This window comes from Pseudomonas sp. FW305-96, assembly GCF_058783825.1.
The window spans coordinates 261,952-274,350 of sequence record NZ_JBYSYW010000003.1 but is presented as its reverse complement, the minus strand read 5'-3'; the positions used below and the strand labels follow the sequence as shown (position 1 = coordinate 274,350).

Annotated in this window: 12 protein-coding genes; 10 read left to right on the top strand and 2 right to left on the bottom strand. The window is 66.4% G+C overall.

Translation table 11 applies throughout. The annotated features are described in order from the left end of the window. Positions 1 to 191: 5-formyltetrahydrofolate cyclo-ligase (locus AC3WL2_RS04080; RefSeq protein WP_305887787.1), on the top strand; the 191-nt coding region annotated here is incomplete at its 5' end. 8 nt (positions 192 to 199) lie between these two features. Here the strand turns inward: AC3WL2_RS04080 and AC3WL2_RS04075 are convergent. Then, positions 200 to 355, bottom strand: a complete 156-nt coding sequence (locus AC3WL2_RS04075; protein ID WP_011536298.1) for a hypothetical protein — start codon at positions 353 to 355, stop codon at positions 200 to 202. 176 nt (positions 356 to 531) lie between these two features. Between AC3WL2_RS04075 and AC3WL2_RS04070 the strand changes: the two genes are divergently transcribed. From AC3WL2_RS04070 to AC3WL2_RS04055, 4 genes are all read left to right on the top strand, one after another. Further along, a complete protein-coding gene (locus tag AC3WL2_RS04070; protein ID WP_102683477.1) occupies positions 532 to 981 on the top strand; it encodes an EVE domain-containing protein in 450 nt (149 codons plus the stop codon). A gap of 93 nt (positions 982 to 1,074) precedes the next feature. Next, on the top strand, positions 1,075 to 2,034 hold the full coding sequence (locus tag AC3WL2_RS04065) for an HlyD family secretion protein (protein WP_102683478.1): 960 nt from the start codon (positions 1,075 to 1,077) through the stop codon (positions 2,032 to 2,034). Next, positions 2,031 to 4,754 carry a ribosome-associated ATPase/putative transporter RbbA gene (gene rbbA / locus AC3WL2_RS04060; RefSeq protein ID WP_102683479.1) on the top strand — a complete coding sequence of 908 codons (2,724 nt, stop codon included), beginning with the start codon at positions 2,031 to 2,033 and terminating at the stop codon, positions 4,752 to 4,754. Before AC3WL2_RS04065 ends, rbbA begins: the two co-directional genes overlap by 4 nt. A 1-nt stretch (position 4,755) precedes the next feature. After that, entirely contained in the window at positions 4,756 to 5,865 is a 1,110-nt protein-coding gene (locus tag AC3WL2_RS04055; protein ID WP_102683480.1) for an ABC transporter permease, read from the top strand. Here AC3WL2_RS04055 and AC3WL2_RS04050 read toward each other — a convergent pair whose 3' ends face one another. Continuing rightward, a complete protein-coding gene (locus tag AC3WL2_RS04050; RefSeq protein WP_102683481.1) occupies positions 5,866 to 6,267 on the bottom strand; it encodes a flagellar basal body-associated protein FliL in 402 nt (133 codons plus the stop codon). It lies immediately after the preceding gene. 157 nt (positions 6,268 to 6,424) lie between these two features. Between AC3WL2_RS04050 and AC3WL2_RS04045 the strand changes: the two genes are divergently transcribed. The 5 genes from AC3WL2_RS04045 (at position 6,425) to AC3WL2_RS04025 (ending at position 12,399) form a co-directional block, all read left to right on the top strand. Further along, complete coding sequence (locus AC3WL2_RS04045) at positions 6,425 to 7,405, top strand: NADPH:quinone oxidoreductase family protein (RefSeq protein ID WP_102683482.1); 981 nt, start codon at positions 6,425 to 6,427, stop codon at positions 7,403 to 7,405. A gap of 250 nt (positions 7,406 to 7,655) precedes the next feature. Next, positions 7,656 to 8,897, top strand: a complete 1,242-nt coding sequence (locus AC3WL2_RS04040) for an SfnB family sulfur acquisition oxidoreductase (RefSeq protein WP_102683483.1) — start codon at positions 7,656 to 7,658, stop codon at positions 8,895 to 8,897. Positions 8,898 to 9,033: 136 nt separating this feature from the next. Beyond that, positions 9,034 to 10,215, top strand: a complete 1,182-nt coding sequence (locus tag AC3WL2_RS04035; protein ID WP_102683484.1) for an SfnB family sulfur acquisition oxidoreductase — start codon at positions 9,034 to 9,036, stop codon at positions 10,213 to 10,215. After that, positions 10,215 to 11,606, top strand: coding sequence for an LLM class flavin-dependent oxidoreductase (locus AC3WL2_RS04030; protein ID WP_102683485.1), 1,392 nt, complete (start codon positions 10,215 to 10,217; stop codon positions 11,604 to 11,606). The genes AC3WL2_RS04035 and AC3WL2_RS04030 overlap by 1 nt, the downstream gene beginning before the upstream one ends. After that, positions 11,599 to 12,399, top strand: a complete 801-nt coding sequence (locus AC3WL2_RS04025; RefSeq protein ID WP_102683486.1) for a MetQ/NlpA family ABC transporter substrate-binding protein — start codon at positions 11,599 to 11,601, stop codon at positions 12,397 to 12,399. The genes AC3WL2_RS04030 and AC3WL2_RS04025 overlap by 8 nt, the downstream gene beginning before the upstream one ends.

Genomic DNA, 12,399 nt, shown 5'->3' with positions numbered 1-12,399 from the left:
GCCTGGGCATGGGCGGGGGCTTCTATGACCGCAGTCTGGCCTACCAGGGCCGGCGCAAGGCCTGGAAAAAACCATTGCTGCTGGGGCTGGCGCATGAATGCCAGAAGGTGGAGCGGCTCAACCAGGCAAGCTGGGATGTACCGTTGCAAGGCACGGTGTCAGACCGTGGTTGGTACCTGGCGGCGAAATGAACCCGCGATCAGCGGTGCTGTTGCTGCGCCGGATCGACGGGCGCCTGCTGATAGGCGGCATCGAGCTTGCGCTCCCACAAACCTTGCGCGTAACCGGTGGTGACCACGCCCAGGCCGAAGATGAAGGCCAGGATCCAGAGCAGGTCCGGTTTACGTTGTTTCATTGATTGCCCCCCAAGAACAACTGTCCAGGCTCGGCGGCTTTCTTGATGGCTGCCGGAGCGTATAGCTTAAAATCGGCGCATTTTCCGACAACATGAGTCGCTAGGCAAACGTTGACGCCAACCGACTGTCGGTTTCATGCAACGAGTTATTTCAAACTCTTTCAGGAGCAGCATCCATGGCCTACTGGCTGATGAAATCCGAGCCCGACGAGCTCTCCATCGAAGCCTTGGCACGCCTGGGCAGCGCCCGTTGGGACGGAGTACGCAACTACCAGGCGCGCAATTTCCTCCGGGCCATGAGCGTAGGCGACGAGTTCTTCTTCTATCACTCCAGCTGCCCGCAACCAGGGATCGCTGGCATTGCCCGGATCAGCGCCGCGGCCTACCCGGACCCGACTGCCCTCGACCCGCAAAGCCACTACCACGACGCCAAGGCCAGCGCCGAGAAGAACCCGTGGAACGCGGTGGATGTCGAGCATGTGCAGACCTTCCGCCAGGTACTCGGCCTGGGCCTGCTCAAGCAGCAGGCGGCACTGGAGGAACTGCCACTGGTGCAAAAGGGCAGCCGCCTGTCGGTGATGCCGGTGACCGCCGAACAATGGGCCGCGATCCTCGCGCTGAGCTGATTGTGCGTCTATTGTCAGGGGTTTGATCAATATCAACGCGCCAGGATGCGCGTCGCGCCAGGATAAGGCGTGCAAGCCGCAGGATGCAGACCGATGAATCGAAAAGCCCCCAGAATCTTCGCCTCCGCCCTTGTATTGCTGTTGCTGGCGGCAGGCGGGCTGGGTTACTGGAAGTCCCTTCACGACCGCCTGCCCGAAGGCCTGAGCATGGGCAACGGGCGCCTCGAATCCACCGAAGTACAGATCGCCAGCAAGGTCCCCGGGCGCCTGGCCGAGGTGCTGGTCGATGAAGGCGACAAGGTCTCCCGCGGCCAACTGCTGGCGCGCATCGACACCCGCACCATGGAAGCCCAGCGCAGCCAGGCCGAGGCCGAGGTGATGCGCGCCCGCGAGAACTACGCCGCCGCCCAGGCCAGCGTGCAGCTGCGCCAGAGCGAACTGCTGCTGGCCAGCCAGGAGCTCAAGCGCGTTCGCGAGATCTACCAACGCAAGTTCGCCAGCCAGCAACTGCTCGACCAGCAACAGGCACGCTACGACACCGCCACCTCAGCCGTGGTCGCCGCCCGCGCCCAGCTGGCGGCAATCAAGGCCGCCATCGGCGCCGCCGAGGCACAGGTGGCCCAGCTCACCAGCGAGATCGACGACAGCAGCCTGCGCGCCCCCATCGACGGCATCATCCAGCTGCGCCTGGCCGAGCCCGGCGAGGTGCTCGGTGCCGGTGGCCGGGTGCTGATGCTGATCGACCCCAGCGACCAGTACATGAACCTCTACCTGCCCGCCGCCACCACCGGCCGGCTGACCGTGGGCGACCAGGCGCGGATCGTGCTCGACGCCCTGCCCGAGCAGGCCCTGCCGGCGAAGATCGCCTTTGTCGCGGCCAAGGCGCAGTTCACGCCGAAACAGGTCGAGACCCGTGACGAGCGGCAAAAGCTGGTGTTCCGGGTCAAGCTGCGTCTGACCGAGCCGAGCGCCGTGCCCCAGGCCAAGCCGGGCATGCCCGGCGCCGGGTACGTCCGTACCGCCGACGTGGGCTGGCCGGCCAACCTGCAATGAACGCGGCGACAGCGCTGCAGGCCGACGGTGTCAGCCACCGCTATGGCGATCTGCAGGCCCTGCACCCCCTCGCATTCAGCCTGCCGGCCGGCACCCGCTGCGGCCTGATCGGCCCGGATGGCGCCGGCAAGTCGACCCTGCTCGGGCTGATTGCCGGGGTCAAGCGCCTGCAACAGGGTGAGTTGCAGGTGCTCGGCGGTTCGATCCGCCAACGCCGCCACCGCACCGCGCTGTACCCCAAGGTCGCATTCATGCCCCAGGGCTTGGGCAACAACCTGTACCCGGAGCTGTCGATCCGCGAGAACATCCGCTTCTTCGCCACCCTGTTCGGCCTCGGCCGCGCCGAATGCGAGCAACGCATGGCCAGCCTGCTGCGCGCCACCGACCTCGAACGTTTCGCCGAGCGCCCGGCTGGCAAGCTGTCGGGCGGCATGAAGCAGAAGCTGGGATTGTGCTGCGCGCTGATCCACGAGCCGGACCTGCTGATCCTCGACGAGCCGACCACCGGCGTCGACCCGCTGTCGCGGCGGCGCTTCTGGGAACTGGTCGAACAGGTGCGCGCCCAGCGTCCGCAGCTGACCCTGCTGGTGGCCACCGCCTACATGGAGGAAGCCGAGCAGTTCGAGCACTGCCTGATGCTTGATGCCGGTCGCCTGCTGGCTGCGGGCCTGAGCCGTGAGCTGGCCGCGGCCACGCCCAGTGGCAAGCTCGATGATGCCTTTACCCACTTCCAGGGAGCCGGCCGCGAGCAGCCTGAGCCGCTGCGGATTCCGCCACGCCAGGTCGATGATGGGCCGATCGCCATCGAAGCCCACGACCTGACCTTGCGCTTCGGCGACTTCACCGCGGTCAACAAGGTCAGCTTCGCCATCGGCCGCGGCGAGATTTTCGGCTTCCTCGGTTCCAACGGCTGCGGCAAGACCACCACCATGAAGGTGCTCACCGGCCTGATGCCGGCCAGCGAAGGCAGCGCCAGCCTGCTCGGGCGCCCGGTGGATGCCGGTGACCTGGCCACGCGCAAGCGGGTCGGTTTCATGTCCCAGAGTTATTCCCTGTACGGCGAGCTGAGCGCCCGGCAGAACCTCGAGCTGCACGCTCGTCTGTTCGACCTGGCCAAGGCAGACAGTGCGCCGCGCATCGCCGAACTCATCGAGCGCTTCGACCTTGGCAACATCGCCGAGCAGCCTTCCGGCGCCCTGCCACTGGGCCTGCGTCAGCGCCTGTCGCTGGCCGTGGCAGTGCTGCACCGCCCGGAAGTGCTGATCCTCGATGAACCGACCTCGGGCGTGGATCCGGCGGCCCGCGACGATTTCTGGCGGCTGCTGGTGGAGTTGTCCCGCGAACAGGGCGTGACCATCTTCCTGTCCACCCACTTCATGAACGAGGCCCTGCGCTGCGACCGCATCTCGCTGATGCACGCCGGCCGCGTACTGGCCTGCGACACACCCCAGGCACTGCAGCGCCAGTTCCACGGCGCGACCTTGGAAGACGCCTTTGTGACCTGCCTGGAGCAGGCCCAGGACGCACCGGCCCCGGCTCAGGCCGACAACGCCTTGGAGCAGGCAGCGACCACCCCGCCGATGCTGCGCCAGGCTTTCAGCCCGCGCCGCCTGCTGGCCGTCGCCAGTCGCGAAGGCAAAGAGCTGCTGCGCGACAAGGTGCGCCTGGCCTTCGCCCTGGCAGGGGCATTGTTCATGATGGTGATCTTCGGCTATGGCATCTCGCTGGATGTGGAAAACCTCGCCTTCGCCGTGTACGACCAGGACCAGAGCCCGCAGAGCCGCGCCTACCTGGAGGCCTTCCGTGGCTCACGCTACTTCGCCGAGCGGCCGCCGATCCGCGATGCCCGCCAGCTGCACCAGCGCTTGCAGCGCTCGGAGATCAAGCTGGCCCTGGAGATCCCGCCAGGCTTTGGCCGCGATCTGCATGCCGGGCGCCAGCCGGTGGTTGCGGCCTGGCTTGACGGTGGCATGCCGTTTCGCGCCGAAACCAGCCGCAACTATGTCGAAGCCGTGCACCAGGCCAACCTCGAACAGCTCGCGGCCCTCGGACCGAACCCTGTCTCGCGCCAGCAGCCGGTACGCCTGGAATCACGCTTTCGCTACAACCAGGACGTGGTCAGCGTGAACGCCATCGGCCCCGGCGTCATGGCGCTGATTCTGGCCTTCATCCCGGCCATGCTGACCGCGCTGGGCATCGTGCGGGAAAAGGAACTGGGCTCGATCACCAACTTCTACGCCACGCCCCTGACCCGCCTGGAGTTCCTGCTCGGCAAGCAGGCGCCCTACCTCGCGGTGAGCCTGGTCAACCTGGCGCTGCTGGTGGCGATGAACCGCTGGCTGTTCGGCGTGCCGCTCAAGGGCAGCCCGCTGGCCCTGGCCTGCGGCGGCCTGGCCTACCTGCTGGCGACCACCAGCCTGGGCCTGCTGATCTCGGCGTTCACCCGCACGCAGATCGCGGCGATCCTCGGCACCCTGATCATCACCAGCCTGCCGACCATCCAGTTCTCCGGCCTGATCGTTCCGCGCTCGTCGCTGGACGGCGCGGCGGCGCTGATGGGCCAGCTGTTCCCGGCCGGCTACTTCCTCGACATCGCCGTCGGTACTTTCACCAAGGCCCTGGGCCTGCGCGAACTGTGGCCGCAGTGCCTGGCGCTGCTGGGCTTCTTCGCCGCCTTCACCGGGCTGAGCCTGATCATGCTGAAAAAGCAGGAGGCCTGAGATGAGCCGGCTCTCCCACACCTTGCGCCTGGGCCTGAAGGAACTCACCAGCTTGCGCCATGACAGCGTGTTGCTGCTGTTCCTGCTGTACGCCTTCAGCGTGGCGATCTACATGCCCGCCGCAGGCTCGGTGATCGGCGTGCACAACGCCAGTGTCGCAGTGGTCGACGAAGACCACGGCGCCATCTCGCGCAAGCTCGCCGAGTCGCTGCAACCGCCCGAGTTCCAGCCCGCCGTGGCACTGCCGGCGGATCGCCTTGACCAGGCCATGGACAGCGGCCAGTACACCTTCGTGATCAACGTGCCGGTGAACTTCCAGGCCGACCTGCTGGCCGGGCGTTCGCCGGAGCTGCAGGTCAACGTCGATGCCACGGCCATGAGCCAGGCATTCATGGGCGCCGGCTACATCGGGCGGATCTTCGAACGCGAGCTGCTGGAGTACGCAGGCCGCAGCACCAGCAGCCCGGCACTGCTCAATCCCAAGGCGCTGTTCAACCCCAACCTCGAAGGCGGCTGGTTCCTGGCGGTGATCCAGATCGTCAACAACATCACCATCCTGGCCATCATCCTCACGGGCACCGCGTTACTGCGCGAACGCGAGCACGGCACTCTCGACCACCTGCTGGTGTTGCCGCTGACGGCGCTGGAAATCATGCTGGCGAAGATCGCCAGCAACGCCCTGGTGGTGGTGGCCTGTACCTGGATTTCGCTGGAAGTGGTGGTCAAGGGCGCCCTGGGCGTGCCGCTGGCGGGCTCCATGGGGCTGTTCCTGGGGGTGACTGCGCTGTACCTGTTCGCCAGCACGGCACTGGGCATCTTCCTCGCCACCCTGGCGCGCTCGACACCACAGTTCGGCCTGCTGGCGATCCCGGTGATCATCCCGATGCTGCTGCTGTCGGGAGGCAGCACGCCGCTGGACAGCATGCCGCAGTGGCTGCAGTGGGTCATGCAGGGCTCGCCCTCGACCCATTTCGTCAGCCTCGGCGCGGCGATCCTGTTCCGCGACGCCGGACTGAGCGTGGTCTGGCCGGACGTCGCGGCGCTGGCCGCGATTGGCCTGATATTCTTCGGCGTGGCCCTGGCGCGCTTTCGCCGCAGCCTCGCCGCCTGATCACTGCACGATCAGGTTGTTGAACAGCAGGTCCTCGACGATCGGCTTGCCCTCTTCGGACTCCATCACCTGCTGCACCTGTTTCAGGGCTTCCTGGCGGAGCTTTTCCTTGGCCTCGACGTTGCTCATGTTGTCCAAGCCCTGCTGGGTGAACAGCGCCACCAGCTGGTTGCGGATCAGCGGTTCGTGGTGCTTGACCGCCGTGGCGGCGGCATCCCCGGTCACGCGCAGGGCGACGTCGGCCTTGTACACGCGCAGCTTGGGGCCGCCGTCGAGGGCGTAGTTGCCAACGAAGGGCGGGCTGAGGCTGATATAGGCGACCTTGGGCTCGCCTTCCTTTTCCTCGGCCATGGCCGCCGCCGGCAGCATCAGGGCCAGCACCATCAAGATCCACGCTTTCACGAATTCGCTCCTCATTACAGTTGCCGCCAGCTTACCCAGCGCGCCGGCCAAACCCAAGCCCGGGCTTATGCCGGCTCATCAGGGCCGACCATGCTCGTTGACCCTCGGGGCGGCCCTCCTACACTTATCGGCCACCACACGCAAAGGAATAGCCCTGATGAAAGCCTTGTTGTGCAAAGCCCTGGGCCCGGCGCGGGACCTGGTCCTGGAAGAGGTCGCCAGCCCCGTGCCGAAGAAGAACGAGATCCTCCTCGACGTGCACGCCGCAGGGGTCAACTTCCCCGACACCCTGATCATCGAGGGCAAGTACCAGTTCAAGCCACCGTTGCCGTTCTCACCGGGGGCGGAAGCCGCCGGCGTGGTAGCCGCGGTCGGCGAGAAGGCCGGCGCGTTCAAGGTTGGCGACCGGGTCATGGCCCTGACCGGCTGGGGCGCTTTCGCCGAGCAAGTGGCGGTACCGTTCTACAACGTGCTGCCGATGCCGGCGGATATGGACTTCACCACTGCCGCCGCGTTCGGCATGACCTACGGCACCTCGATGCACGCCCTCATCCAGCGCGGTCAGCTCAAGGCCGGTGAAACCCTGCTGGTGCTCGGCGCCTCGGGTGGCGTCGGCCTCGCGGCGGTGGAAATCGGCAAGGCCCTCGGGGCACGGGTGATTGCGGCGGCCAGCAGTGCCGAGAAGCTGGCGATTGCCAAGGCGGCTGGCGCCGACGAGCTGGTCGACTACAGCCAGGCCAGCCTCAAGGACGAGATCAAGCGCCTGACCGGCGGTCAGGGCGTGGATGTGATCTACGATCCGGTCGGTGGCGAGTTGTTCGATCAGGCTGTGCGCGGGCTGGCGTGGAACGGCCGGTTGCTGGTGGTGGGGTTCGCCAGCGGGACGATCCCGCAGTTGCCGGTGAACCTGGCGCTGCTCAAGGGCGCGGCGGTGGTCGGGGTGTTCTGGGGCGCCTTTGCCCAGCGCCAGCCGGAGGACAACGCCGCCAACTTCCGCCAGCTGTTCGCCTGGCATGCCGAGGGCAAGCTGAAACCGCTGGTGTCGCAGACCTACGCGCTGGCCGAGGGCGGCGCCGCGATCGAACGTCTGGGGCAACGCCAGGCAGCGGGCAAGCTGGTGGTAACGGTTCAGCGCTGACCTTTCTGCCCTGTCGCTGGCTCACAGTGACAGGGCCGACCCCGCAGTTCTTCTATTCATATTCCTAAACGGTAGTTCATAAACTTTTTATAAACGAATAGGGTATATCAACCGGACCACCGGACCAGCAAACGTCTGTCGCCATCAGCTGAGGCGACGCTTTCAACTTTGTGAGGTTAGGAATGGTCAGGATCACAATCACCCCAGTGCATAACGCCAGGGCATTGAGTGCAGCCAAGGAGCGGTACTGATGTCCAGCCAACCAACTACCCGATTCCACAGCGATCACGACAGCTCGCCGCTGCTGCTGCCGGCCAAGGTGCTGCGCAACGACGAAGAGGCCCTGCAGGCCGCCCGCGAACTGGCCGAGGTGGCCCGCCAGCAGGCCGCCAAACGTGACCAGCAGCGCAAGCTGCCATGGGCCGAGATCGAACAGTTCACCCGCAGCGGCCTGGGCAGCATCAGCGTGCCCAAGGCGTTCGGCGGCCCCGAGGTCTCGTTCGAAACCATCGCCGAAGTGTTCCGCCTGATCAGTGCCGCCGACCCGGCGCTGGGGCAGATTCCGCAGAACCAGTTCGGCATCCTGCAACTGGTGCGCCTTACCGCCACCCAGGCGCAGCAGGAAGCGATCTTCCGCGCCGTGCTCGACGGCTGGCGCATCGGCAATGCCGGCCCCGAGCGCGGGACCAAGGACACCCTGACACTCAAGGCGCGCATTACCCGCGAGGGCGACGGCTATCGCATCAGTGGCGAGAAGTTCTACTCCACCGGCGCCCTGTACGCCCACTGGGTAGCGGTAAAAGCCCTGGACGATGACGGCCGGCAACGCCTGGCCTTCGTCCGTCGCGGCAGCCCGGGGCTGCGCATCGTCGACGACTGGTCCGGCTTCGGCCAGCGCACCACCGCCAGCGGCACCGTGCTGCTCGACCAGGTGCCGGTGGACGCCGACCTGGTGCTGGACAACTGGCGCCTGCGTGAAGAGCCCAGCATCCAGGGCGCCGCCTCGCAGCTGATCCAGGCGGCCATCGACGCCGGCATCGCCGAAGCGGCCATCGAGGACACGATCCAGTTCGTGCGGGAGAAGTCCCGGCCCTGGATCGAGGCCAAGGTCGAACGCAACAGCGACGACCCCTATGTGATTGCCGACATCGGCCGCCTGAAGCTCGAACTGCACGCCGCCGAGGCCCTGCTGCGCAAGGCCGCCAGGGTGCTCGACGAGGTCAACGCCGGCGTGATCGGTGCCGCCGCCGCGGCCCGTGCCTCGATCGCCGTGGCCGAAGCCAAGGTGCTCACTACCGAGATTTCGCTGCAGGCCAGCGAGAAGCTGTTCGAGCTGGCCGGCAGCCGCGCCAGCCTGGCCGAGTTCAACCTCGACCGGCACTGGCGCAACGCCCGCGTGCACACCTTGCACGACCCGGTGCGCTGGAAATACCACGCCGTCGGCGCCTATCACCTCAACGGCACCCTGCCTGCCCGCCATTCCTGGATCTGATTCACGGCCCAGGGGCTGTGGTGCAGCCCTTTCGCCGGCAAGCCGGCTCCCACAAGGATTTCTGTGAAGCCTCACTGTGGGAGCCGGCTTGCCGGCGAAAGGGCCGCACGGCGGCCCAAAGTGCCCGGAGAGCAAAATGACTGCATCCATCATCACCACCGACGCCCAGGCCCTGGCCGTCGCCGACGAACTCGCCCACTACCTGCGCGAAGACAGCGCCCTGCGCGACCGCGAGCGCCGTCTGCCGCATGCCGAACTCGAACGTTTCGTGCAGTCCGGCCTGTGGGGCATCAGCGTGCCCAAGGCCTTTGGCGGCGCCGGCGTGTCCAGCGCCACCCTGGCCAAGGTCATCGCCCGCATCGCCCAGGCCGACGCCTCGCTCGGGCAGATCCCGCAGAACCACTTCTACGCCCTGGAAGTGCTGCGGGTGAACGGCAGCCCCGAACAGCAACGCCGCCTCTACGCCGAAGTCCTCGCCGGCCGCCGCTTCGGCAACGCCCTGGCCGAGCTCGGCACGAAGAACGCCCACGAGCGCACCACCCGCCTGAGCCGCGACGGCGACCATTACCGCATCGATGGCCGCAAGTTCTACTGCACCGGCGCGATCTACGCCCAGCGCATCCCGACCCTGGTGATCGACGAGCAGGGCGTATCGCACCTGGCCTTCGTGCCCGCCGACAGCCAGGGCATCGAGGTGATCGATGACTGGAGCGGCTTCGGCCAGCGCACCACCGGCAGCGGCTCGGTGGTGTTCAACCATGTGCCGGTCCGTGCCGAAGACGTGGTGCCGTTCCAGAGCGCCTTCGAGCGCCCGACCACGGTCGGCCCGCTGGCGCAGATCCTCCATGCCGCGATCGACACCGGTATCGCCCGCGCCGCCTACGAGGACGCCCTGCACTTCGTGCGTACCCGCAGCCGCCCGTGGATCGACTCTGGCCTCGACAAGGCCAGCGACGATCCACTGACCCTGAAGAGCTTCGGCCAACTGGCAATCCGCCTGCATGCCACCGAGGCCCTGCTCGAACGCGCGGGTGAAATCCTCGACATCGCCCAGGCCGACAGCAACGCCGAGACCCTGGCCGCCGCCTCGATTGCCGTCGCCGAGGCCCGGGCGATCAGCACCGAGATCTCCCTGGCCGCCGGCACCACCCTGTTCGAGCTGGCCGGCAGCCAGGCCACCCTGGCCGAGCACAACCTCGACCGCCACTGGCGCAACGCCCGGGTGCACACCCTGCACGACCCGGTGCGCTGGAAGTACCACGCCATCGGCAACTACTACCTCAACGACGAGAAGCCGCCGCGCCGAGGGACCATCTGATGGCCAAGCAGATCCTGCTCAATGCCTTCAACATGAACTGCATCGGGCACATCAACCACGGTTTGTGGACCCACCCGCGGGACACTTCGACCCAGTACAAGACCCTCGACTACTGGACCGACCTTGCCCGCCTGCTGGAGCGGGGGCTGTTCGACGGGCTGTTCATCGCCGATATCGTCGGCACCTACGATGTCTATGGCCAGTCACTGGACGTGACGCTCAAGGAGTCGATCCAGTTGCCGGTCAACGACCCGCTGCTGCTGGTCTCGGCCATGGCCGCCGTTACCAGGCATCTGGGCTTCGGCCTCACCGCCAACCTGACCTATGAAGCGCCTTACCTGTTTGCCCGGCGCCTCTCCACTCTCGATCACCTGAGCAACGGCCGGGTCGGCTGGAACATCGTCACCGGCTACCTCGACAGTGCAGCTCGGGCCATGGGGCTGGAACAGCAACCCGAGCACGACCGCCGCTACGACCAGGCCGACGAATACCTGCAGGTGCTGTACAAGCTGCTCGAAGGCAGCTGGGCCGACGATGCCGTGGTCGCCGACCGCGCGCAACGCGTGTATGCCCGGCCGGACAGGGTGCGCAAGGTCGAGCACCAGGGCGAGTTCTACAAGGTCGAGGGCTATCACCTGTGCGAGCCTTCGCCGCAGCGCACACCGGTACTGTTCCAGGCCGGCAGTTCGGCGCGCGGTTTGGCCTTTGCCGGCAACCATGCCGAGTGCGTGTTCATCAGCGGCCAGGAAAAGGCCGCCACCCGCGCCCAGGTCGACAAGGTGCGCGCAGCGGCGCAAGCCGCTGGTCGCGACCCGCAGGCGGTCAAGGTATTCATGGGCATCACCGTGATCGTTGCCGCAACTGAAGACCAAGCCCACGCCCTGCACGCCGAGTACCTGAATTACGCCAGCGCCGAGGCAGGTGTTGCGCATTTCGCCAGTTCCACCGGTATCGACTTCTCACGCTACGAACTGGACGAACCCATCGGATTCGCCAAGGGCAATGCCATCCAGTCCGCCACCCGCCAATTGCAGGACAGCGCCTGGACTCGCCGCCGCCTGCTGGAGCAGCACGCCTTGGGCGGCCGCTACGTGACCCTGGTCGGCGACCCCGGGCAGGTGGCCGAGCAACTGATCGGCTGGCTCGACGACACCGGCCTGGACGGCTTCAACCTGACCCGCACCGTCACCCCGGAAAGCTTCGAGGCCTTCATCGACCTGGTAGTACCCGAACTGCAACGCCGTGGCCGCTACAAGACCGACTACGCCGAAGGCACCCTGCGCGAGAAGCTGTTCGCCAGTGACCATCCGCACTTGCCCGCCGACCATCCCGGATCCTCCTACCGCAACACCCCCACCCCTGCCCCGACTGGAGCCCTGCACCATGCTTGAAAAACTGTTCCGGCCCGTCGCGGCCATCGCCCTGGGCCTCGGCCTGTCCGCCGCCGCCTTCGCCGCGGAGCCACTGAAGATCGGCACCACCGCCGCCTTCGCCATCCCGTTGGAAGCGGCGGTGGCAGAAGCCCACAAACAAGGCCTGGAGGTGAAGCTGATCGAGTTCAGCGACTGGATCGCGCCGAATGTCAGCCTCAACAGCGGCGACATCGACGTGAACTACTTCCAGCACATCCCCTTCCTGGAAAACGCCAAGGCCGCCGCCGGCTTCAACCTGGTCCCCTATGCACCGGGGATCATCAACAACGTCGGGCTGTACTCGAAAAAGTACAAAAGCTTTGCCGAGCTGCCCGAAGGCGCCAGCGTGGCCATCGCCAACGACCCGATCAACAGCGGCCGTGGCCTGCAACTGCTGGCCAAGGCCGGGCTGATCACCCTCAAGCAGGGCGTGGGTTACAAGGCCACCGAGGACGACATCATCGCCAACCCGAAGAAGATCAAAATTCTCCAGGTGGAAGCGGTGCAACTGGTGCGCGCCTATGACGACGCCGACCTGGTGCAGGGCTACCCGGCCTATATCCGCCTGGCCAACACCTTTGACGCTACGTCGGCGCTGCTGTTCGACGGCCTGGAGAACAAGGAGTACGTGATCCAGTTCGTTATCCGCCCACAGGAGAAAAACGACCCGCGCCTGGCCAGGTTCGTCGATATCTACCAACACTCGCCGGTCGTGCGCGCCGCCCTGGACAAGGCCCATGGCAAGCTCTACCAGGCCGGCTGGGAAGGCTGA